This is a genomic window from Exiguobacterium sp. MH3 (assembly GCF_000496635.1).
GTDB classification, from domain to species: Bacteria; Bacillota; Bacilli; order Exiguobacteriales; family Exiguobacteriaceae; genus Exiguobacterium_A; species Exiguobacterium_A indicum.
In genome coordinates this window covers 1,955,082-1,978,038 of record NC_022794.1, presented here as the reverse complement: position 1 = coordinate 1,978,038, position 22,957 = coordinate 1,955,082, and the positions used below count along the sequence as shown (strand labels likewise).

At 49.0% G+C, this 22,957-nt stretch carries 25 protein-coding genes; 24 read left to right on the top strand and 1 reads right to left on the bottom strand.

The window, feature by feature from the left end; genetic code table 11:
• Nucleotide 1 precedes the first annotated feature (1 nt).
• From sdaAA to rnc, 8 genes are all read left to right on the top strand, one after another.
• Entirely contained in the window at nucleotides 2-898 is an 897-nt protein-coding gene (gene sdaAA, locus U719_RS10560; RefSeq protein ID WP_023468754.1) for an L-serine ammonia-lyase, iron-sulfur-dependent, subunit alpha, read from the top strand.
• Nucleotides 882-2,912, top strand: a complete 2,031-nt coding sequence (gene recG, locus U719_RS10555; RefSeq protein ID WP_023468753.1) for an ATP-dependent DNA helicase RecG — start codon at nucleotides 882-884, stop codon at nucleotides 2,910-2,912. Before sdaAA ends, recG begins: the two co-directional genes overlap by 17 nt.
• Nucleotides 2,913-2,997: 85 nt before the next feature.
• The gene (gene fapR, locus U719_RS10550; RefSeq protein WP_023468752.1) at nucleotides 2,998-3,567 is read left to right on the top strand and encodes a transcription factor FapR; all 570 of its coding nucleotides are present in this window, start codon (nucleotides 2,998-3,000) and stop codon (nucleotides 3,565-3,567) included.
• Nucleotides 3,564-4,559 carry a phosphate acyltransferase PlsX gene (gene plsX, locus U719_RS10545; protein WP_023468751.1) on the top strand — a complete coding sequence of 332 codons (996 nt, stop codon included), beginning with the start codon at nucleotides 3,564-3,566 and terminating at the stop codon, nucleotides 4,557-4,559. The genes fapR and plsX overlap by 4 nt, the downstream gene beginning before the upstream one ends.
• Before the next feature lie 16 nt (nucleotides 4,560-4,575).
• Nucleotides 4,576-5,496: an ACP S-malonyltransferase gene (gene fabD, locus U719_RS10540; protein ID WP_023468750.1), complete on the top strand. Its 921-nt coding sequence runs from the start codon at nucleotides 4,576-4,578 to the stop codon at nucleotides 5,494-5,496.
• Complete coding sequence (gene fabG / locus U719_RS10535; RefSeq protein WP_023468749.1) at nucleotides 5,493-6,224, top strand: 3-oxoacyl-[acyl-carrier-protein] reductase; 732 nt, start codon at nucleotides 5,493-5,495, stop codon at nucleotides 6,222-6,224. Before fabD ends, fabG begins: the two co-directional genes overlap by 4 nt.
• 70 nt (nucleotides 6,225-6,294) lie before the next feature.
• On the top strand, nucleotides 6,295-6,534 hold the full coding sequence (acpP, locus tag U719_RS10530; protein WP_029342095.1) for an acyl carrier protein: 240 nt from the start codon (nucleotides 6,295-6,297) through the stop codon (nucleotides 6,532-6,534).
• 56 nt (nucleotides 6,535-6,590) lie between these two features.
• Nucleotides 6,591-7,361, top strand: coding sequence for a ribonuclease III (gene rnc, locus U719_RS10525; RefSeq protein ID WP_023468747.1), 771 nt, complete (start codon nucleotides 6,591-6,593; stop codon nucleotides 7,359-7,361).
• Nucleotides 7,362-7,431: 70 nt separating this feature from the next.
• Here the strand turns inward: rnc and U719_RS10520 are convergent, their stop codons facing one another.
• Complete coding sequence (locus U719_RS10520; RefSeq protein ID WP_023468746.1) at nucleotides 7,432-7,632, bottom strand: DUF1128 family protein; 201 nt, start codon at nucleotides 7,630-7,632, stop codon at nucleotides 7,432-7,434.
• Between the two features lie 126 nt (nucleotides 7,633-7,758).
• Here U719_RS10520 and smc point away from each other — a divergent pair, with 126 nt between their 5' ends.
• The 16 genes from smc to dprA all read left to right on the top strand — a co-directional run bounded on the left by smc (nucleotide 7,759) and on the right by dprA (nucleotide 22,922).
• Nucleotides 7,759-11,322, top strand: a complete 3,564-nt coding sequence (gene smc, locus U719_RS10515) for a chromosome segregation protein SMC (protein WP_023468745.1) — start codon at nucleotides 7,759-7,761, stop codon at nucleotides 11,320-11,322.
• The gene (gene ftsY, locus U719_RS10510; protein WP_023468744.1) at nucleotides 11,319-12,323 is read left to right on the top strand and encodes a signal recognition particle-docking protein FtsY; all 1,005 of its coding nucleotides are present in this window, start codon (nucleotides 11,319-11,321) and stop codon (nucleotides 12,321-12,323) included. The genes smc and ftsY overlap by 4 nt, the downstream gene beginning before the upstream one ends.
• Nucleotides 12,324-12,422: 99 nt before the next feature.
• Nucleotides 12,423-12,743, top strand: coding sequence for a putative DNA-binding protein (locus U719_RS10505; RefSeq protein WP_023468743.1), 321 nt, complete (start codon nucleotides 12,423-12,425; stop codon nucleotides 12,741-12,743).
• Nucleotides 12,744-12,755: 12 nt separating this feature from the next.
• Entirely contained in the window at nucleotides 12,756-14,105 is a 1,350-nt protein-coding gene (gene ffh, locus U719_RS10500) for a signal recognition particle protein (RefSeq protein WP_023468742.1), read from the top strand.
• Nucleotides 14,106-14,198: 93 nt separating this feature from the next.
• Nucleotides 14,199-14,474, top strand: a complete 276-nt coding sequence (gene rpsP, locus U719_RS10495; RefSeq protein ID WP_023468741.1) for a 30S ribosomal protein S16 — start codon at nucleotides 14,199-14,201, stop codon at nucleotides 14,472-14,474.
• Between the two features lie 62 nt (nucleotides 14,475-14,536).
• Nucleotides 14,537-15,046 (top strand): ribosome maturation factor RimM, encoded by a 510-nt coding sequence (rimM, locus tag U719_RS10490; protein WP_023468740.1) that lies wholly within the window; start codon nucleotides 14,537-14,539, stop codon nucleotides 15,044-15,046.
• Nucleotides 15,043-15,771, top strand: coding sequence for a tRNA (guanosine(37)-N1)-methyltransferase TrmD (trmD, locus tag U719_RS10485; RefSeq protein WP_023468739.1), 729 nt, complete (start codon nucleotides 15,043-15,045; stop codon nucleotides 15,769-15,771). Before rimM ends, trmD begins: the two co-directional genes overlap by 4 nt.
• Nucleotides 15,772-15,883: 112 nt before the next feature.
• Nucleotides 15,884-16,237 carry a 50S ribosomal protein L19 gene (gene rplS / locus U719_RS10480; RefSeq protein WP_023468738.1) on the top strand — a complete coding sequence of 118 codons (354 nt, stop codon included), beginning with the start codon at nucleotides 15,884-15,886 and terminating at the stop codon, nucleotides 16,235-16,237.
• 104 nt (nucleotides 16,238-16,341) lie between these two features.
• Complete coding sequence (gene lepB / locus U719_RS10475; RefSeq protein ID WP_023468737.1) at nucleotides 16,342-16,881, top strand: signal peptidase I; 540 nt, start codon at nucleotides 16,342-16,344, stop codon at nucleotides 16,879-16,881.
• 147 nt (nucleotides 16,882-17,028) lie between these two features.
• Nucleotides 17,029-17,892, top strand: a complete 864-nt coding sequence (ylqF, locus tag U719_RS10470; RefSeq protein WP_035396901.1) for a ribosome biogenesis GTPase YlqF — start codon at nucleotides 17,029-17,031, stop codon at nucleotides 17,890-17,892.
• Nucleotides 17,893-17,943: 51 nt separating this feature from the next.
• On the top strand, nucleotides 17,944-18,696 hold the full coding sequence (locus U719_RS10465; protein ID WP_023468735.1) for a ribonuclease HII: 753 nt from the start codon (nucleotides 17,944-17,946) through the stop codon (nucleotides 18,694-18,696).
• Nucleotides 18,697-18,708: 12 nt separating this feature from the next.
• Nucleotides 18,709-19,575 carry a flagellar hook-length control protein FliK gene (locus U719_RS10460; RefSeq protein WP_023468734.1) on the top strand — a complete coding sequence of 289 codons (867 nt, stop codon included), beginning with the start codon at nucleotides 18,709-18,711 and terminating at the stop codon, nucleotides 19,573-19,575.
• The gene (locus U719_RS10455) at nucleotides 19,572-19,832 is read left to right on the top strand and encodes an EscU/YscU/HrcU family type III secretion system export apparatus switch protein (RefSeq protein WP_023468733.1); all 261 of its coding nucleotides are present in this window, start codon (nucleotides 19,572-19,574) and stop codon (nucleotides 19,830-19,832) included. The genes U719_RS10460 and U719_RS10455 overlap by 4 nt, the downstream gene beginning before the upstream one ends.
• A gap of 87 nt (nucleotides 19,833-19,919) precedes the next feature.
• On the top strand, nucleotides 19,920-21,080 hold the full coding sequence (sucC, locus tag U719_RS10450) for an ADP-forming succinate--CoA ligase subunit beta (protein WP_023468732.1): 1,161 nt from the start codon (nucleotides 19,920-19,922) through the stop codon (nucleotides 21,078-21,080).
• Between the two features lie 13 nt (nucleotides 21,081-21,093).
• A complete protein-coding gene (sucD, locus tag U719_RS10445; RefSeq protein WP_023468731.1) occupies nucleotides 21,094-22,011 on the top strand; it encodes a succinate--CoA ligase subunit alpha in 918 nt (305 codons plus the stop codon).
• Nucleotides 22,012-22,094: 83 nt separating this feature from the next.
• Nucleotides 22,095-22,922, top strand: a complete 828-nt coding sequence (gene dprA, locus U719_RS10440; protein WP_023468730.1) for a DNA-processing protein DprA — start codon at nucleotides 22,095-22,097, stop codon at nucleotides 22,920-22,922.
• Nucleotides 22,923-22,957: the final 35 nt, after the last annotated feature.

The following is a 22,957-nucleotide window of genomic DNA, read 5'->3' as shown; positions in this document are numbered from 1 at the left end:
CATGTTTAAATCCGTAAAAGAACTCGTCGCCATCGCGACGGAACGAAATATTCCGATTTCGGAAGTCATGATCGAGCAAGAGATGACGGTTCGTCATTTAGAGCGAGATGAAGTCTATGCGATGATGGAACGAAACCTACAAGTGATGGAAGAAGCAGTCGCTCGTTCACTTGATGGTGACGGTGTCCAGTCGGTGACAGGACTGACCGGTGGGGATGCTGTCTTGCTTCAACGGTACCGTGCTTCAGGTAAAGGATTATCCGGTGATTTATTACTGGACGCCGTTAGTAAGGCAATCGGAACGAATGAAGTCAATGCTGCGATGGGAAAAATTTGTGCGACACCAACGGCAGGGAGTGCCGGCGTCGTACCAGGTACACTATTTGCTGTCAAAGATCGGTTAAACCCAACGCGTGAGCAGATGTTACGCTTCTTGTTCACATCCGGTGCGTTTGGTTTCGTCGTCGCGAACAATGCATCGATTTCTGGAGCGGCTGGTGGCTGTCAAGCAGAAGTTGGTTCGGCAACAGCGATGGCAGCAGCTGCCATCGTTGAGATGGCGGGCGGAACACCGGATCAGTCAGCGCATGCTTTTGCAATCGCGCTGAAAAACATGCTTGGACTCGTCTGTGATCCTGTTGCAGGACTCGTCGAAGTGCCATGCGTGAAACGCAATGCGATGGGTGGGGCGAATGCTGTTGTCGCTGCCGACATGGCACTCGCTGGAATCACGTCACGGATTCCGTGTGATGAAGTCATCTCAGCCATGCATGAGATTGGTCAGATGATGCCGTCTGCGCTTCGCGAGACAGCAAAAGGTGGACTCGCGAATACGCCGACGGGTCGCTGGCTCGAAGCGAAAATCTTCGGAGAGTTATCGAATGAATCCATCACGTGACGTCAAGACATTAAAAGGTGTCGGACGGGATTTAGCGAAAAAACTAGAAGAGATGAATATTCTCACCGTTGCGGACGTGCTCGAGCACGTCCCGTTTCGTTATGACGACTTCGTGACGGGAAGTCTAACGGAAGCAATCCATGAGAATAAAGTCAAGTTCACAGGTCAAGTCCAGTCTGAACCACTTGTGCGCTATTACGGCAAAGGAAAGAATCGTTTAACGTTCCGTCTGCTCGTTGAAGAACGGTATAGTGTGACCGTAACGATGTTCAACCGGGCATTCTACAAAGACCAATTGCAACTTGGAGCAGAAGTGACGGTCAGTGGCAAGTGGGATTTACACCGGATGACGATCTCTGCGACGGAATTGCAATTCGGGGCAATCGAAGGCGAATTGACACCCGTTTACTCGCTCCGGGGTGACATGCGGATGAAGACATTCCGACGCGTCGTCGACTTGGCGTTCAAGGAGACTGAGGCATTAGCTGAACGAATCCCGGATAGCATCCGGAAGACGTATCGGTTGCAAGACCGGATGACGATGTTGAAGTCGCTTCATTTCCCAACGAATCGACAAGAGTTAACGGCTGCTCGTCGCAGTTATGTCTACGAGGAGTGCCTCTATTTCCAACTGAAATTACAGGCGTTACGTCTTGGACGACGGAAAGGTCAAGGGATTGCCTTGCCTTTACATGAAACGGATATTGCCAATTTCATCAAGAGCCTGCCGTTTCCGCTGACAGGTGCACAGCAACGTGTGACAAAAGAGATCCTAGACGACATCGGTCGCGCCGAACGAATGAATCGGTTGTTGCAAGGAGATGTCGGAAGCGGAAAGACCGTCATCGCAGCCATCGCCTTATTCGCGACGGTTCGTGCCGGAAGACAAGGCGCCTTAATGGTGCCGACCGAAATTTTAGCGGAACAGCATGCAGCGTCGCTCGCCCCATTGCTTGAACCACTTGGGATCCGAGTCGGTCTACTGACGAGTTCCGTTAAAGGGAAAGCGCGCGCACACTTGCTCGAAGCCCTCGCAACAGGAGAAATCGACGTCTTGGTCGGAACACATGCGCTGATTCAAGACACCGTCCAGTTCAAGGCATTACACCTCGTCATCACCGATGAACAACATCGCTTCGGTGTCGAACAACGGAAGCGATTGCGCGCGAAAGCCGAACAGGCAGATGTATTATATATGACAGCGACACCGATTCCGCGTACGCTTGCGATATCGGTCTTTGGAGATATGGATGTTTCGATCATCGATGAGATGCCGGCTGGACGAAAGGAAATCGAGACCTACTGGGCGAAACCGCAACAGATGGAACGCGTTTTCGGGTTCGTCGAGAAAGAATTGTCGCAAGGTCGACAAGCCTACGTCATCACGCCATTGATCGAGGAATCCGAATCACTCGAAGTTCAAAATGCGATTGAATTACATGCGACATTGACTGAGCGGTTCAAGCCCTATCATGTCGGTTTGATGCATGGGCGCTTGACTTCTTCTGAAAAAGACGAGGTCATGCAGGCGTTTAAGGAGAATACTGTTCAAATCCTTGTTTCAACGACGGTCGTCGAGGTCGGCGTGAACGTTCCGAACGCGTCGATCATCGTCATTCATGATGCAGAACGCTTCGGTCTTGCGCAATTACACCAATTAAGAGGGCGCGTCGGTCGAGGCGATGCCCAGTCTTACTGTATTCTAATCGCCGATCCCTCTTCCGATACGGGAAAAGAACGGATCAAGACGATGACGGAGACGAACGATGGCTTCAAGCTAGCGGAAAAGGATTTGAAACTGCGCGGAGCCGGAAATTTCTTCGGTACCGAACAAAGTGGATTACCGCGCTTCGTCTTGACTGATCCTGCGCTCGATATACAAGTCATGGAAACCGCACGACAAGATGCAGTCCGCTTACTGCGATCGGACGCATTTTGGCAGGCACCGGAATACGATGTCTTACGTGACTATATCGAACGACAAGGGCTACTTGAAGGAGAAAGAATCGAATAATACTTGAAAGTGAACAACAAGGGATATATACTACTGTTAGTACCAGGTAATAATAGTGGTCATCCTTCTTGTGGGAGGAACATACATGCGGGTACCTAAAAAAGAGAGACAACAAGAATTATTACAGACGATCGAGCAAAATCCGTTCATCACGGATGAAGCGCTGGCGACACGATTCCGTGTCAGTATCCAGACGATTCGTCTCGACCGGATGGAATTAAAGATTCCGGAATTACGGGAGCGAATTAAACACGTCGCGACCGAACGGCTGGATGATGTGCGTACGTTGACTGAAAATGAAGTCATTGGTGATATGATTGACCTGAAACTCGATACATCTGCGATCTCGATCCTTGAGATTTTGCCGGAACATGCGTTTAGTCGGAATGCAATCGCCCGCGGACATATTTTGTTCGCGCAGGCAAACTCGCTTGCGATTGCGCTCATCGACGATGAACTCGCGTTGACGACACGTGCGAACGTTCAGTTCACACGCTCCGTTCACGTCGGAGAACGCGTCGTTGCGAAGGCATTCGTCAGTTCCCATCGTCAAGATGGTCGTTCTGACATCACGGTGGAGAGTTATGTCGGTGAAGAATGTGTCTTCATCGGTGAGTTCACGGTGTATCGAAGTAGTAAGGAGGAATCGAAATGATTTTAGCAGTTGACGCTATGGGGGGCGATCACGCACCCCGTGCCATCGTAGAAGGGGTCGTTGCCTATTTGGCAGAACATCCAAACGAAAACATCGATATCCGACTAGTCGGAGATGAGTTGAAATTACGCTCATACACAATCGAGGATCCGCGCGTGACGATCGTCCACGCGGCATCCGTCATCACTGGAGAAGATGAACCGGTACGTGCGATTCGCCGCAAGAAAGATAGCTCACTCGTTGTGGCTGCAAACCTGGTGAAATCAGGAGAGGCAGATGCCTTGATTTCAGCAGGCAACACGGGAGCGCTCATGACTGCCGGATTGTTCGTCATCGGTCGAATCGAAGGAGTTGACCGTCCTGCACTGGCCCCGACTTTCCCGACACGTAATGGGAAAGGTGTCGTCATCTTAGATGTTGGCGCCAACCCAGATGCGAAGGCAGAGCATCTGCTCGATTATGCCATCATGGGGTCTGTCTACGCAGAACAAGTTCGCGGCATCACACGTCCGAAAGTCGGACTCCTGAATATCGGATCAGAAGCCGGTAAAGGGAATGCACTGACGAAGGAAACGTATCCGCTACTTGAGACAGCACCGATTCATTTCGTTGGGAACGTCGAGGCGAGAGAAGCGATGAGCGGTGACGTCGATGTCATCGTCACGGAAGGTTTTGCCGGCAATACGTTACTTAAGAGTACAGAAGGGGCTGCCAGTATGATCATGGGTGTCATGAAAGAACAATTCATGAGCTCTTGGACATCAAAGCTCGCCGCTCTCGTACTAAAACCGAAGTTGAAAAAAATGAAGCAGTTGCTCGCTTATGAAGAATATGGCGGTGCCGGACTATTCGGGATTGCGGCTCCGGTCATTAAGGCGCATGGTTCAAGTAATGCCTACGCCTTCAGCCGAGCGCTCGTTCAAGCTGAGAAGATGGTCGAACAAGAAGTCGTTGCTAAAATCGTTCAAGCGAAGGCAACAGAAGCACGTTAAGAAGGAGTGAGACGAGATGGGGAAAACAGTTTGGATGTTTCCGGGACAAGGGTCACAGACGCCTGGAATGGGACAGACGCTCATCACGCAAGACGAGACACGCCAATCACTCGCTGACCTCGGAACGCGAATTGGTCTGGATCTGACGACGCTGATGACGACAGGGACGAAGGATGAATTGAAAGCAACAGATATCGCTCAACCAGCCATCGTCGCACACAGTGCATTACTCGCACAGCAGTACGCAGCACAAGGACATACACCTGATTTCGTACTCGGACACAGTGTTGGAGAATATAGCGCGCTCGTCGCAGCTTCTGTCATCACACCGTCTGAAGCCGTCTATCTCGTCCGCGAACGCGGAAAACTCATGAATCAAGTCACGGGTGGAACGATGGCGGCGGTCATCGGCATGAATGATGTCGAGGCAGCTCATCACGCGGTCGAATCGATTGCGGCAACGGGAGAGATCGTACAGATCGCCAACTACAACTGTCCTGGGCAATTCGTCATCTCTGGACAAATCGCAGCGGTCGAATCCGCTACAGCGAAGTTAAAAGAGCTCGGAGCAAAACGTGTCTTACCGCTTGATGTATCAGGTGCGTTCCATTCGTCGCTCATGACACCATTCGCACCACGATTCGAAGATATTCTCGTCTCGTCACCGTTTGAAGCGGCGAAGACGAAATTCATCTCGAACGTCGACAGTGCGTTCCACGATCAACCAGACGAATTGATTCGTTTGCTCGTTCAGCAGCTCTACTCACCGGTTCGATTCGAATCATGCGTTGAGCGTCTGATCGAAGAAGGTGCGGATACATTCATCGAGTTTGGTCCATCGTCTCCGCTTAGCGGTCTCGTGAAACGAATCAAAAAAGATGCGAAGATCATCAGCATCACGACACTTGAGCAATTGGAAGCGGAGGGAATTCGTTGAGTAAAGTAGCACTCGTCACTGGCGCGTCACGCGGCATCGGAGCTGCCATCGCGAAGCGATTGGCAACAGATGGTTTCCGTGTCGTCGTCAACTATGCAGGAAGCACGGACAAGGCGGAAGCAGTCGTCCGTGAAATCAAGGAAGCAGGCGGAGAGGCATTCGCGATTCAAGCGAATGTCGCTGAAGCAGATGCTGTCAAACAGATGATCAAACAGACGATCGACACGTTCGGTCAACTGGATTGTGTCGTCAATAATGCCGGCATCACGCGTGATGGTTTGCTGATGCGCATGAAGGAAGCGGATTTCGATGCTGTCATCGATACGAATCTGAAAGGTGCGTTTCTCGTCACGCAAGCTGCGACACGTCCATTGTTAAAAACAAGCGGTCGTATCATCAACATCGCATCAGTCGTCGGTATTTCCGGAAATCCAGGGCAAGCGAACTATGTCGCAGCGAAAGCGGGTCTGATCGGGCTGACGAAATCCGTCGCACGTGAACTCGCGAGTAAAGGTGTCACAGTCAATGCCATCTGTCCAGGCTTCATCGAGACGGACATGACGGATGAATTGACGGAAGAACAGCGGAACCTGTCACTCGGGCAAATTCCGTTGAAACGCTTCGGTCAAACGGACGATATCGCTTCACTCGTCAGTTTCATCGCTTCAGATGAAGCACGATACATCACAGGACAAACTCTTGCCGTCGATGGCGGCATGACGATGTAACACAACTAACGGTAGTACTTTGCCAAATCGGCAATCATCTTATATACTCAACTCATGGAGGGATTTTAAAATGACAAAAGAACAAATCTTAGTAGACGTACAAGAAGCAATCGCAGAAAAATTAGGAAAAGAACAAAGTGAAATCACACTTGATAAATCGTTCAAAGACGACCTCGGTGCTGACTCTCTCGAAGTCATGGAACTCGTCATGGACTTAGAAGACAAGTTCGAAATCACGATCGAAGATGAGCAAGCAGAAAACTTGAAGACTGTCGGCGATGTCGTCAACTACATCGAAACACAAGTCTGATCATTGAAGCTGACCCACCGCAATTTGCGGTGGGCTTTAGCTGTTTAGGAGGAACTATGACGAATCAAAAAGGACGTCGTGTCCGAAAAGGACCTTATGTAAAACGACGCAAGGATGCTCGGACGCTCGCTCAAATTGAGCAGAAATTCGAAGCGTTACAAGAGCGCCTGAATATCACGTTTTCTAATGTCGAGCTATTAAAACAGGCCTTCACGCACTCTTCGTTCGTCAATGAACAACGCGAGTCGGAAGGGGATAACGAACGTCTAGAATTTTTAGGGGACGCTGTCTTAGAGTTGACGGTGTCACGCTATCTATTCGAACACTACCCGGAACGTTCCGAGGGGGAATTAACGAAATTGCGAGCGGCAATCGTCTGTGAACCGTCACTCGTCCAATTTGCGAATCACTATCAGTTTTCCGATATGATTCTGTTAGGTAAGGGGGAAGAACTGACCGGTGGTCGGAATCGTCCAGCCTTACTTGCGGATGTCTTCGAATCCTTCATTGGCGCCTTGTATCTTGACCAAGGCATCGAAGCAGCCGAACGATTCCTCGCCGAAGCGGTTTTTCCGAAAGTGGCGACAGGCTTTTTTGAAGAACAGACAGATTTTAAGAGTCAATTACAGGAAGCCATTCAACGTGTCGGCTTAGGTGTCATCGAGTATGAAATCATCGAGGAGCGCGGTCCGGCGCATAGTCGGGAATTCATCTCGCGTGTCCAAGTCGCGGATGAGCTGGAAGGGATCGGGACAGGCCGATCGAAAAAAGAGGCAGAGCAACAGGCAGCAAAACAAGCCTTACTTGAATTAAAGAAACAGTTTTAAGCAACAAAAGGCCGACCATCTCTCGAATGCGTGAGAGATGATCGGCCTTTATCGTGTGAAGTTCGCTTGATTAGACAGTCTTAAGGGATTTCAGTTCGTCGACGATCGCGTCGACCTCTGCCAGTGATAACGAGTCGCGCATCATGACGAACTCATAAATCTCTTTTAAGTCCTCATTTTTTGAACCGTCGAATTGTTCTGCTTTAATGACCCCTTTGTTGATGATGTTCAATTTATCTAAGATCGCTTCAATCATTTGTTCAATCGTCATCGTGTTATTCGCTCCTCTTCTTCTTGTTTCGCGTGATACTACCTTAAAACCTATCATGTTGCTCGCGTTTCGGCTATGGTAAACTGAAAGAAATTCAAAAGAAATTTAAACATACGGGTGATCAAGATGTACTTAAAACGAATTGAAATCAATGGCTTCAAATCATTTGCCAGTCGAACTGAACTAGAATTCCTTCCGGGTGTCACGGCAGTCGTCGGACCGAACGGAAGTGGGAAATCAAATATATCGGACGCTGTCCGTTGGGTGCTCGGAGAACAATCTGCGAAGTCACTGCGTGGGGCGAAGATGGAAGACGTCATTTTTGCCGGCAGTCTGTCTGAACACCGGAAACAATTTGCCGAGGTGACGCTCGTCTTAGACAACGAGTCGGGAACGGTTGCGTTGCCGTATCAGGAGATCAGCGTCACGCGGCGTGTCAGCCGCAACGGAGACAGCGATTATTTTTTAAATAAAAAACCATGTCGCCTGAAGGATGTTCTTGATCTGTTCATGGACACAGGCTTGTCGCGTGATGCGTTTGCGATCATCGGACAAGGGCGAGTTGAACAAGTCATCTCCGGTAAACCGGAAGAACGTCGTGCTGTTATCGAGGAAGCAGCAGGCGTTTTGAAGTATCGTCATCGCAAGAAGCAAGCCGAGCGGAAATTAAGTGATACGGAAGCGAATCTATCGCGTGTCGATGATATTTTATATGAACTTGGCGGACGAATCGAGCCGTTACGTGAACAAGCGGCGCTCGCGAAAGAGTATCTCGTCGCTCGAGAACGGCATGATGTCCTCGAGCGTGGTATCTTGGCGCATGAAATCACGACGTATCAGACGGAGCTCGAAACACTAGCGCGTGACATCGCACAATGTGAAGAACGCCTTGCGTCTCAAAAGACGACTTACGAAGAGACCGTCGTGTCCCGAGAGAATCAAGAATCGGCGCTTGAAGAAGAACGACAACAAGAAAACGCGTTGCAGGAGCAACTTCGACATGTCTCGACGCGACTGGTTGAAATCCAAGGTGCCCTTAACCTAGCGAAAGAGCGTGAAAAACACGGGACCGAGACGAAAGAGCGACTCGAACAAGAGGTTGCCGTCGTCGAAGAACGCGTCAAGGAACTGGAACTCGAACTGACCGCTTTACAGGAACGCCAAGCAGAAGTCGATCAGGAAGCAAAACGGATCACGGCTGAACGGGAAAGAGCCGATCAAGCGCTGACACAAACCGATCGTGATTTTGATAAGGAAGCCGAAGTATTACGTTCGGAAGCCTTTGAAGTGGCGAGTCGATTAGCTGCGACGAATAATGCCTATAACCGGGCGAAGCAAGATCTCATGCAGGCAGAAGAACAACAACGTTCATTTACGGCGGACAGCGGTACGAAACAATCGACGCGTCGTCAACTCGAGGAAGACGTCGCTCGACTAGAAGCGGATGTCGCTTCAATCCGGACGAAGTTGGACCAAGCAACAGAAGAAGAGACAACGGCACTTGCAGCACGAAATGAACAACAACATGCGTTACGCCAAGTCGAACAGTCCGTTGCGGATTTAGAGCGACGTCGGCATAAGACGGAAGACCGAATTGAATTCCTTGAATCCGTCAAAGCCGACTATAGCGGTTATTTCGGTGCTGTGAAGACGATTTTAAAACAACGAGATCAGCACCCAGGTATCCACGGAGCGGTCGCGGAGTTGATTTCGGTTCCGGCGCGCTTTGAAGCGGCAATCGAGACAGCGCTTGGTGGTGCGATGCAAAATATCGTCGTTGATACCGATGCGACAGGACGTCGTCTGATCCAGGAGCTTCGACGATTAAATGCCGGTCGAGCGACGTTCATGCCGCTCGCCTCACTCCAAGCACGCGAAGTCAATCGTTCAGTGCGAGAACAAGTCGGAGGGATGTCTGGATTCGTCGGGATCGCAAGTGATCTCGTGACGACAGACGAAACGCTGACGAAATTAAAGATGAACTTGCTCGGTACGACACTCGTCGTCGAGTCACTTGAACAGGCGAACCAAATCGCCCGTTCGACAGGACATCGCTATCGTCTCGTCACGCTCGAAGGAGATGTCGTCAACGTCGGCGGTACGATGACTGGTGGAAGCCGGAAAAAAGGTACACCACTGTTCAGTCAATCGCGCGAACTTGACGAGTTAAAAGAGGGACTGACGCGCGGGCAAGCGGTCATTCGGGAGCAGATGCGCCGCTTAGAAGATCTGAGAGCGGCGATCCAGACTCTTGATGCTACGGCTCGGACACGGACAGAAACGATTCAAGCATTACAAGGGCAACTCGAACAATCGCGCGATACGTTAGCAGATGCGAACCGTCATCTCGCTGTCATGACGTCTGAATTGTCGGTTGAAGATCGACAGATGGCACGTGTACTCGAACAAGAACAGGAAGCACGTCGGATCATCGAGACGTCGGAAGTCGAGATCGCAAAATGGACGGAGCGTCAAACAGAGCTCAGACAAGCCTTAGATCGTCTTAAGGATGCGCAAGCCCGTGGTGCCGTCACGATGGACGAACTGAAGAAGGAACAAGCGGAAGCAGTTCTCGAAGAGCGGACGATCCAAATGAAACAAGCGCAGCTTTCGCAAGAGATCGAACGCCTGACGGAACAGGTCAGTCACGCGAAGCTTGAACGTGGTCATAAACGCCGTGACTTGCGTCATGTCCTTGAAGGATTCGACGAAGCGAAGATTGATGCCTTGCACGCGGAACAGCGTGAACAGGAACAGGAACAACAACGGGTCGAGACCGAACTCGCCGCGATCGGACAACGGATTCAAGTACAAGCAGAATCCCTACGCTTGATCCGGATCCGCGAAGCGAAAACGAAGGACGATCAACAAACGACGAAACAGGCACTCGAGCAACTACGACTCTCGCAAGGGAAAACGAGCACGCGTCTTGAGACAAGACAAGAAATGCTGGAAGAGATGGGATTACTGCTCGAACTGATTGCACCACTTGATCTATCGTATGAAGAGGCAAAAGAGGAAATTCATCTGCTCAAACGCCAACTCGAAGAAATCGGCATCGTCAACATCGGTGCGATTGAGGAATTCGCAGAGGTAGATGAACGGTTTACGTTCCTATCCGCGCAACGGGATGATCTCGTCGCTGCTAAAACCGATCTCTATGGCGTCATCGAAGAGATGGACCGAGAAGTCATTCGATTGTTCCGTCAAACGTATGATGCTGTCCGAGAACACTTCCGGGAAACATTCCGCGAGTTATTCGGGGGCGGTGAAGCCGATCTAGTCCTCGTTGACCCGAGTGATCTGTTGACGAGTGGAATTGATATCGTTGCGAAACCGCCTGGTAAGAAGCTGCAGAATTTGTCGCTCTTGTCCGGTGGAGAGCGTGCCTTGACAGCAATCGCCTTATTATTTGCGATTCTAAAGACACGTCCTGTCCCGTTCTGTGTCCTCGATGAGGTCGAGGCGGCGCTTGACGAAGCGAACGTCGCGCGATTCGGCGAGTTCGTACATCAGCTAGCACGCGAGACACAGTTCGTCATCATCACCCATCGGAAAGGAACGATGGAGGCGGCAGATGTCCTTTACGGCGTCACGATGCAGCAAAACGGGATATCTGAAGTGTTATCCGTTAAACTAGAAGAGGCACGACGTACATTAAGTGAAGAACCAAAGGAGATTAAACGATGAGTTTCTTTAAAAAACTGAAAGACCGCTTGACGACTTCGACACAAGAAGTCACGACTAAATTTACGGAAGGCTTGACGAAGACACGCGACGGATTAGCGAGTGCCGTCAATGATCTCGTCTACCGCTTCCGTGAAGTCGATGAAGACTTTTTCGAAGAGTTAGAAGAAGTGTTGATCCAAGCCGACGTCGGTGTGACGACGACGATGGATTTGGTCGAGGAACTAAAGACAGAAGTCAAACGACGTAACGTCAAGGATCCAAAACAAGTCCGGGATGTCCTCGTTGAAGTCGTCGCGAACATGTTAGTCGAAGAAGAAGAGACAGCCCTTGATCTTGATCATGAGCTGAATGTCATCCTCTTCGTTGGTGTCAACGGGGTCGGTAAGACGACGACGATCGGAAAACTTGCGAACCGCTTAAAACAAGAAGGCAAGAGCGTCATGTTAGCAGCGGGGGATACGTTCCGGGCTGGTGCGATCGATCAACTGCAAGTCTGGGGCGAACGCTCCGGTGTACCGGTCATTCGTCAAGGCGAAGGCTCCGATCCGGCTGCTGTCGTTTATGACGCCGTCCAAGCAGCGAAAGCACGTAAGGTCGACGTCCTGATTTGTGATACGGCAGGACGCCTACAAAACAAGGTCAATTTGATGAACGAGCTCGAAAAGGTCAAACGCGTCATCGAACGTGAAATTCCTGGTGCACCCCATGAAGTATTGTTGGCGCTTGACGCGACAACAGGGCAAAACGCGATGGTGCAGGCAAAAGCCTTCAAACAAGCGACGAACGTCAGCGGAATCGTCTTGACGAAGCTTGATGGCACAGCAAAAGGCGGGATTGTTCTTGCGATCAAGAACGAGCTGAATCTACCGGTGAAGTTCGTGGGTCTCGGTGAAAAGATCGATGATTTACAACCGTTTGACGCAGAACAATTCGTATATGGACTGTTCGGCGATGTCTTTGAAGAAAAAGAAAACGTCGACACGGAAGAAAGCGCGGAATAAGCGACGTTTCATGTAAAGAAAAAAACTTGACAACACACTGTGAGGGCTGTACTATACTATCTGTAAAGGAATTTCACTTAACATTGCGGAGGTGCTCAAATGACACTTGATAAAACGAACCGGATGAATTATCTGATTGACTTTTATCAGGAGCTTTTGACGCCAAAACAACGGAATTACATGTCACTCTATTACTTAGATGACTTTTCCTTAGGTGAGATCGCCGATGAGTTTGAAGTCAGCCGACAAGCAGTCTACGACAACATAAAACGCACGGAAGCCATGCTCGAGCAGTATGAAGAACGACTATCGCTGTTCAAGAAACACGAACGGCGAAAGCAGTTACTCGATCAGCTGAAGCAATGCGACCTTCCGGGTGAAGCCCTAGTGATCATTGAGACATTGGAGCAATTAGAGTAGGAGGCATTCTTAATGGCATTCGAAGGATTATCGGAACGGCTTCAAGCCAGTCTCGCTAAAATGCGAGGTAAAGGTAAGATTTCTGAAGCAGACGTCAAAGAGATGATGCGCGAAGTTCGCTTAGCGCTACTCGAAGCCGACGTCAACTTCAAGGTCGTCAAACAATTCGTAAATGATGTAAAGGAACGCGCCGTCGGACAGGATGTCATGACGTCTTTGACGCCAGGACAACAAGTCGTCAAAATCGTCCACGATGAATTGACGAATCTGATGGGTGCAGAAGTGTCACCATTGACGCTTGCGAACCGTCCTCCGACCGTCATCATGATGACCGGTCTGCAAGGGGCAGGTAAAACAACGACAACGGGTAAACTTGCCAATCATTTACGTAAAAAACATAATCGTAGTCCTTTGCTTGTTGCGGCGGATATTTATCGTCCGGCAGCAATCAAACAATTAGAGACACTCGGAAAACAATTGGAGTTACCGGTCTTCTCGATGGGAGATCAGGTTAGTCCACAAGAAATCGTTACCGGTGCACTCGATTATGCAAAAGAGCATCATCACGATATCGTGTTGATCGATACGGCAGGTCGCTTACACGTCGATGAGGAACTGATGCAGGAACTCGTTGATGTTAAGGAGATCGCCAAACCGCATGAAATCTTCCTTGTCGTCGATTCGATGACGGGTCAGGATGCCGTCAACGTCGCAGAGAGCTTCAACGAGAAGCTTGGCGTAACGGGAGTCGTTCTGACGAAGCTCGACGGAGATACGCGAGGTGGTGCAGCACTCTCCATCAAGGCAGTCACCGGAGCACCGATTAAGTTCGTCGGTCTTGGAGAGAAGCTCGATGCCATCGAACCATTCTATCCCGAGCGGATGGCGTCTCGGATTCTAGGCATGGGAGACATGCTGACACTGATTGAAAAAGCAGAGTCACAAATGGACGCTACGCGTGCCAAAGAGTTAGAAAGCAAAATGCGCGATGCATCGTTTACATTCGATGATTTCATCGAGCAGTTGCAGCAAGTGAAACAGATGGGTCCACTCGACGAACTGTTGGGAATGATCCCTGGGGCAGGTAAAGGGAAGATGAAGGGGTTGAAAAACGCCCAAATCGATGAGAAGCAACTCGTGTATGTCGAAGCGATCATCCAATCGATGACGAAACGAGAGCGGACTGAACCTGAAATCTTGAATGCGAGCCGTCGGAAGCGGATTGCCCGTGGTAGCGGACGCAGTATCCAAGAAGTCAACCGCCTCATTAAACAGTTCGAAGACATGCGGAAAATGATGAAACAATTTTCCGGACAGATGGGCAAAGGGAAAAAGAAAGGCTTTGGTCTTCCATTCTTTTAAAAGTCTTTTCTCTTTTGCTGTAACGTTGTATACTAATGAAGTTGTCAATTTGACTAAACGAAAAAATCATTTATTATTTGGAGGGACTTACGAATGGCAGTTAAAATTCGTCTTAAGCGCATGGGCGCAAAAAAATCACCTTTCTACCGTGTGGTAGTAGCAGACTCACGTGCACCACGTGATGGTCGTTTCATCGAGCAAATCGGATACTACAATCCAGTTGCTAAACCAGAAGCAGAAGTTAAAATCAACGAAGAGCTAGCTCTTAAATGGCTCTCTGAAGGTGCTAAACCTTCGGACACAGTTCGTAACCTCTTCTCACAAGCTGGTATCATGGAGAAATTCCACAACGCGAAACTCGCGAAGTAAGACGTTAGGAGGTGAGCGAAAGCTTACCTCCTTTTTTTAATTCAAGAAAGGAAGTGAAACGAATGGAATGGTTGGAAATTGCGAAAATCGCCAACACGCACGGTCTAAAAGGGGAATTGAAGTTACTTGCAAGCACGGATTTCCCGGAAGAACGCTTTAAGGTCGGAAAAGAAGTCTTTCTCGGCTCTGAAGGCACGTATACACCGGTAACGATCAGTGGCTACCGGAAGCATAAACAATTCATCATGGTGACGTTCAAAGGCATGCATCATATCAATGACGTCGAGAAGTACAAAGGATTGAAACTCTATGTCCATGCAGAAGACTTACAGGACTTAGACGAGCATGAATTTTACTATCATGAGATCATCGGTTGTACGGTTTATGACGGTGAGACGAAAATCGGAGTCGTATCCGACATTCTCGAAACGGGCGCAAATGACGTCTGGACGATCAAACGTGACGGAAAAAAAGACGTCCTGATTCCGTATATCGAACAAGTCGTCGCTTCCGTCGACGTCGAACAGAAACGCATTCAGATCACGCCGCTTCCGGGACTGATCGAAGAATGAACATCCGTGTATTGACGTTGTTTCCAGAAATGTTTTCAGCGCTTGACCATTCGATTGTCAAGCGAGCGCAAGACGATCAACACGTCATACTTGAAACCATCAATTTTCGAGATTTTTCAACGAATCGACATGGTAAGGTCGATGATTATCCGTATGGTGGAGGAGCGGGCATGCTGTTGACACCTCAACCCGTCTTCGATGCGATGGCAAGTCTACCGGAACGAAAACGACGAATCATCGTCATGACACCGACCGGTAAACGGTTTTCGCAACGAATGGCGGAAGAGTGGGCAAACGAAGAAGAATTGGTCTTCTTATGTGGTCACTATGAGGGGTTTGATCAGCGAATCCATGATCAGTTGGTGACGGATGAGGTCTCGCTCGGAGATTTCGTCTTGACGGGAGGAGAACTCGCTGCGATGACGATGATTGACGCCGTCGTCCGCCTCTTACCGGACGTCCTCGGTGCGTCTGCGAGTCACGAAGATGATTCCTTCTCAACAGGACTTCTCGAATACCCGCACTATACACGTCCGGCAGAATATAAAGGGTACCGAGTACCCGATGTTTTGTTATCAGGCAACCATGCCCGGATTGAAAAGTGGCGACGGGAACAGTCGCTGAAGCGGACATATGAGCGGCGCCCTGATCTTCTCGTGGATGCATCGTTAACGGATGAAGATCAGCGTTATTTAGACTCGATTTCAGGATTGTCAAACGACTGAATCTATGATAAGTTAAAACATGTGGCAAAAGCCACCCATTAACGATGTTCCGCTGTCGGATGCTTGAAGCAAATGAAGATAAGAACATTGGTGAAAAAAGGAGAAATCATTCATGAACACACAACAATTGTTCCGTGAACTTACACAAGAACAAATCAAGTCAGACGTCCCTGCGTTCCGTCCTGGGGATACAGTCCGTGTACACGTTAAAGTCGTCGAGGGTACGCGTGAGCGTATTCAGCTCTTCGAAGGCGTAGTCATCAAACGTCACGGTGGCGGCATCAGTGAAACATTCACAGTCCGTAAAATTTCTTACGGAGTTGGCGTTGAGCGTGCTTTCCCGCTCCACTCACCACGTGTTGCACAAATCGAAGTCGTTCGCTACGGTAAAGTCCGTCGTGCGAAACTTTACTACCTCCGTAACCTTCGTGGTAAAGCGGCGCGTATTAAAGAAATTCGTCGTTAATCATGTGAAAAAGTGGCTTGTCTCCGGACAAGCTTCTTTTTTTTGCTGTTTATGCGTATACTAGTCCTTAGGAAGAAATTGCGTTTATCAAGGGAGTGGAATTCGTGAAGGAGTTATTCAGTTGGGTAAAGGCGCTCGTCGTAGCGCTCGTCATCGCGTTCATCATTCGAACGTTTCTGTTCGTACCCGTCATCGTTGATGGGGAATCGATGATGCCAACCTTACACAATGCGGATCGAATGATCGTCAATAAGATCCCATACTATTTTAATGAACCAGAAAGAGGCGATATCGTCGTCTTCCATGCAACGGAAACACGAGACTACATCAAACGGGTCATCGCTGTTCCGGGAGATACGATGTATTACAAAGATGATACATTGTATGTCAACGATAAGAAAGTCGCCGAACCGTATTTGAAAGAATACAAAGCCCAGATGAGTGGTGTGCCATTGACGGAAGACTTCACGCTTGAAGAGCGAACAGGAGAGACGACTGTTCCAAAAGGAAAAGTATTCGTCATGGGAGATAATCGTCAAAATTCAAAAGATAGTCGTGATATCGGTTTTGTGGATGAAGATCAAATCGTCGGAACGACGAACTTCGTCTTCTATCCATTCAATGATGTACGCTCTGTCGATTAAAACGAACGAAGATGAGACGCTTGCCGTTAAAAGTAAGCAGCTCATCTTCTTTTCTTGTCTGAAGTTGCGTATACTAGGGAGTGGATGTTTTTTCATGTATCGTATGATCAGCAAGAAGTCCAGGAATATATGAACGAGGTGAAGGATATGACGATTCAATGGTTCCCCGGTCACATGGCCAAAGCACGTCGGGAAGTCACAGAAAAACTAAAGTTGATCGATGTGGTGATCGAACTCGTCGATGCCCGTCTTCCGATGTCGAGCCGTAACCCGATGGTCGAACAGATCACGGCAGGTAAGCCGCGACTGATTGTCCTCAACAAGGCGGATATGGCGGATAAACGAGTGACGGAGCAATGGATGCAGGCATTACGAGCAGATGGTGTTGATGTCGTTGCGGTTGACGCGAAGCACAATAAAGGATTGAATCAAATCCATGAGGGTGCTTTACGACTAATGAAAGAAAAACACGCACGGATGCGGGAGAAAGGGCGGAATCCGAGTGCGATCCGTGCCTTGATCATCGGCATTCCGAACGTCGGGAAATCGACGCTCATCAATCGACTTGCTGGCCGAAATATCGCTATCACGGGTGACCGTCCGGGTGTGACGAAACGCCAGCAGTGGATCAAGATGAAGACAGGTGAGATGGAATTACTTGATACACCAGGTATCCTCTGGCCGAAGTTCGACGATCAAGTCGTCGGATATCGGTTAGCAGCGACAGGAGCGATCAAGGATGACATCTTAAACATCGACGATATCGCGCTATTTGCCCTTCGTGAGCTAAAGACACGGTATCCGGAGCAGTTACGTGAGCGCTATCGACTCGACGAAGTATCGGGAGAAGCGGTTGATGTACTTGAAGCAATCGGTAAAAAACGTGGTTTCGTCTCAGGTGGCTATGTCGATTTCGAGCGGACGAGCGAAATGCTCCTGCATGAGCTACGAACGGAAAAGCTCGGTCGGGTGACGCTTGAAACAGTCGAAGAATGGGAAACGCATGCATAACGGACTTGGACATCCTTTGATGTCCAAGTTTTTTTCAAAGGAGCAGGATGTATGAAGATAGCAGAAGTAAAAGAACGATTGCAAAAAGCAACACTAGAAGAATTTATTCAATTGAAGCAGGAACTGGCTTCAGATACGCGAAAAGGGGTGCATACGCTGTTTCGTCAGACAGAACGACGATTTGCACTCGAAGAGCAGCAACGGATCGATTTCAAGAAACGACTCGCATTTGAAGACGAGTATCGTCAGCAAGGATACGTTCGAATTGCAGGAGTGGACGAAGTCGGGCGAGGTCCACTAGCTGGTCCAGTCGTCGCAGCAGCGGTCATCTTACCAGACGGATTCTATCATCCAGGACTAACGGATTCCAAACAGATGAGTAAAGTACAGCGGCAAGCGGCACTGAAGCATTTGCAAGAAGTTGCTGAGATTGCGATCGGCATCATCGAACCGGCTGAAATCGACGAAATTAATATCTATCAAGCATCGAAACGGGCAATGCAAGACGCAGTTCGTCAACTCAAACCAGATGCCTTACTTGTCGATGCGATGACACTCGACGACGATACACCACAACTCTCTCTTATCAAAGGAGATGCGCGGAGTGTCTCCATTGCTGCTGCAAGTGTCGTTGCGAAAGAGACACGAGATGCGATGATGGAACAATACGCGATCGAGTATCCGGGATATGGATTTGAAACACACGCAGGTTACGGAACACCCTTACATTTACAAGCGCTCGATACACTGGGCGTCACACCGATTCACCGGAAAACATTCCGTCCTGTCAAAGAACGTCTTTAGGAGGAATCGAGCATGCAAATCGAACATCGCGCCTTACTTCCATTTAAAATCATCGATCATGCGAACCTACCGTTACGGGAAGGCGCAAACATCGTCGGTAAAGTTTTAAAGCTGTTGCCGGACGGATTAATGGAACTCCAAGTCGGTCAACGCGTCTTGACGGCAGGGACGACAGCTGAACTAAAAGAAGGGAACATGTATCGCTTTCAAGTCGTTTCAGCAGAGGGACAACCGGTTTTAAAAATCATCTCGACCGAGTCTGTTCCGCAAAAGTCGGCTCTCCCCCAGTTACTCGACTCCTTTTTACAACGCCAGACGGTACCGACTGCGGAAACACGGGAACTCCTAAGGCAAATTGGTCAACCGGTGACGGAAGGAGAAGCGAAGCAGTTAAAACACGCCCTTACCGAACTCGTTCAACTGGCAAAGGGTGATGAGACAGGTCGAACGCTTGATCGAAAGACGAGTGATCAGATTTTAGCGCAACAACTCGTTCAAGCAACGAACGAAGCGGGGAAAGGAGTCTATTTATTTCAATTACCTCAATTTGGACCGTTCGAAGATGTGGATCTCATGATGGAAGCACCGTTCGAACGGACGTTTGATCCAAATCATGCCCGTGTCGTCTTATATCTTCAATTACCGACGCTCGGTGAGGTCGCTGTTGATGTCTTGATTGCAGACCGGAATGTTTCGATTTCCGTCTTTCATCCGAATGCGCACGTCAATACGTTCATGCAAGCCTACACACCGCAAATTCAGACTCGTCTTGAGGAACAAGGCTATGCATTGACGCGATTCGATTGGGTCGAACAGACGAAAGAGCGCGTACCGCATGATATCTCAACGCGTAACGGAAGGGTGGATCTTCATATATGAAAAAAGCAATAGCTCTATCATACGAAGAACAGATGCATGCCCCAAAAGTCGTTGCTAAGGGATCGGAACACATCGCAGAACGGATTTTAGAAGAGGCATTAAAACATGATATTCCGATCCGGCAGGACGAAACGTTGATGACGTTACTAGATGCTGTTCAAGTATCAGAACAGATTCCGGAAGAATTATACGGTGTCATTGCCGAGTTATTTGCCTTTTTATATCGTCTCGATCAAGATGAAATTCTGAAAAAATAAAGCTTTCGGTCGATAACGATAGACAGCGCTTCCAATTTTAACTACAATGAAAGAGCCGAAACTAAAGGGGTTAAGGGGGATTTTTTCATGAATGTACATGAGTATCAGGCAAAAGAATTACTTCGTTCGTACGGTGTACCCGTACCAAACGGAATCGCAGCCTTCACCGTCGAAGAGGCGGTCGATGCATCAGAACAATTGTCAGGCCCGATTAAAGTCGTCAAAGCTCAAATTCACGCGGGGGGACGCGGTAAAGCAGGTGGCGTCAAGCTTGCGAAATCGCAAGAAGAAGTGAAAGAATATGCGACGGAGTTACTCGGCAAAACGCTCGTCACGCACCAAACAGGTCCAGAAGGAAAAGTCGTTCAACGTCTTCTCGTCGAAGAAGGGTGTGCGATTGACAAAGAATACTATCTTGGAATCGTACTTGATCGTGTGACAGGACGTGTCGTCATCATGGGATCAAGCGAAGGTGGTATGGACATCGAAGAGGTAGCGGAAGCGACACCAGAAAAAATCATCAAGGAAGTCGTCGATCCTGCAGTTGGTCTTCAAGGATTCCAAGCGCGTAAACTTGCGTTCGCAATGGGTGTTCCTGTGAAGCTCGTCAACAAGTTCGTCGGCATGGTCACGAAACTCTACAACTTCTTCGTCGACAAGGATTGTTCGATCGCAGAAATCAACCCACTCGTTACGACGAAGGATGGCGAAGTCCTCGCACTGGATGCGAAGTTGAACTTCGACTCAAATGCATTGTATCGTCATGCGGACATCGTGGCGTTACGTGATGAAACAGAAGAAGATCCACGCGAAGTCGAAGCATCAAAGAGTGATTTGAACTACATCGCGCTCGATGGAAACATCGGTTGCCTCGTCAATGGTGCTGGTCTTGCCATGGCAACGATGGATATCATCAAACACTTCAGTGGTGATCCTGCGAACTTCCTCGATGTCGGTGGTGGTGCGACGAAGGAAAAAGTAACAGAAGCCTTCAAACTGATCTTATCGGATGAGAACGTCAAAGGGATTTTCGTCAACATCTTCGGTGGAATCATGAAATGTGACGTTATCGCAGAAGGTATCGTTGCGGCGACAAAAGAAGTCGGTCTCGAATTGCCACTCGTCGTTCGTCTTGAAGGTACGAACGTTGATGCAGGGAAACAAATTCTCAAAGATTCAGGTCTAGCGATTACAGCAGCTACATCAATGGCAGACGGCGCAGAAAAAATCGCTGCGCTCGTGAAGTAAGGGGGAGCTAAAGATGAGTATTTGGGTGAACGAATCGACGAAAGTCATTATTCAAGGGATTACTGGTAACCAAGGGATGTTCCATGGTGAACAGATGATCGACTACGGCACAAACCTCGTAGGCGGTGTCACACCAGGAAAAGGCGGTACGGAAGTACTCGGTGGTGTTCCTGTCTTTGATACGGTCGCGCAAGCGGTCGAAAAAACGGGTGCGAACGCATCGATCATCTACGTACCACCAGCATTCGCAGCGGATGCAATCATGGAAGCAGCAGATGCGAACATCGCGTTGATCATCTGTATCACGGAAGGTATTCCAGTTCTTGATATGGTCAAAGTAAAACGTTACCTCGAAGGCAAACCAGTTCGTCTCATCGGACCGAACTGCCCGGGCGTCATCACTCCAGGTGTCGCGAAACTTGGTATCATGCCAGGATACATCCATACACCAGGTCATGTCGGTATCGTCTCACGTTCTGGGACTTTGACATATGAAGCTGTCCATCAATTGACGACTGCTGGTATCGGTCAATCGACAGCTGTTGGTATCGGGGGTGACCCGGTCAATGGAACGGACTTCATCGATACGCTCAAAGCATTCAATGAAGATCCAGAAACAAAAGCCGTCATCATGTTAGGGGAAATCGGTGGAACAGCTGAAGAAGAAGCGGCTGAGTGGGTCAAAGCGAACATGACGAAACCAGTCATTGGTTTCATCGGTGGTCAAACAGCTCCTGCCGGCAAACGGATGGGTCACGCAGGTGCGATCATCTCTGGCGGTAAAGGAACAGCTGCTGAAAAAATCAAGACACTCCGTGCAAACGGAATTGAAGTGGCAGAAACACCAGCTGTCATTGGTGAGACGTTAATCCGTGTCATCAAAGAAGCAGGGATCTATGACGAGTGCGTGACGAACAGCACAGTCAAATAAATCAAAAAAAGAAGCTGTCCTGATCAAATCAGGACGGCTTTCTTCTATATAAATAAGAAGCTTAAATAAGGAGCGCTGATCTCATGAAACGTGAACTGTATGTCCGCTTCGCCATGTGTCAGGTACCGTACACGATCGTCCGATTGATTGAGCAATTCGGAATCGTTCCCAGTCATGAATTACCCGTTTCGACGCGTCTTCGAAAACGGTATGAACAAGCATTACAGCTTGATTGGATCGAAGAGTCGATTCTAGTCAAAGGAGATCCACTGTTTACGACTGTGTTACTGACGATCCCTCAACCGGTCTATGCCCTCTTTTACCGCGGTGATCCGTCCCGCTTAACACTTCCACGCGTCAGTATCATCGGTAGTCGAACCCCCTCACCGCACCATCTTTCCCGTATGCGTTTCTTGCAACCCTTCTTTCATCCAGATCTCGCCACCGTTTCCGGAGGTGCCTATGGTATCGATGCCCTCGTCCATCGTCTATCCTTAAAACATCAGCAGACAACGATTGCGGTTCTCGCTGGCGGACTTGATCGTCTATATCCTACTTCCCATGCTTCTCTTTTTGAACGCATCCTCTCGAACGGTCTTCTTCTCTCTGAATATCCACCCGGAACTCCTATTCAAAATTTTCAATTTCTAGAACGGAATCGGATCATTGCTGGATTATCTTCATCATTGATCATCGTCGAAGCGGCGAAACGAAGCGGTACGATGAATACTGCCAGTCATGCGCTTGACCAAGGAAAAGATGTCTATTGTTTGCCGGGTTGTCCCACGGAATCGTTCTTTACCGGAACGAATCAATTGATCGCAGAAGGAGCGATTCCACTCCTTGATCCGGAAGAAGTTTCAAAAAGTATTCGGCTGAACGTTGACAAATGGGAATCGAGACTACTATGATAAGTGAGATTAAAATACGAGTACGCCTCTAATAG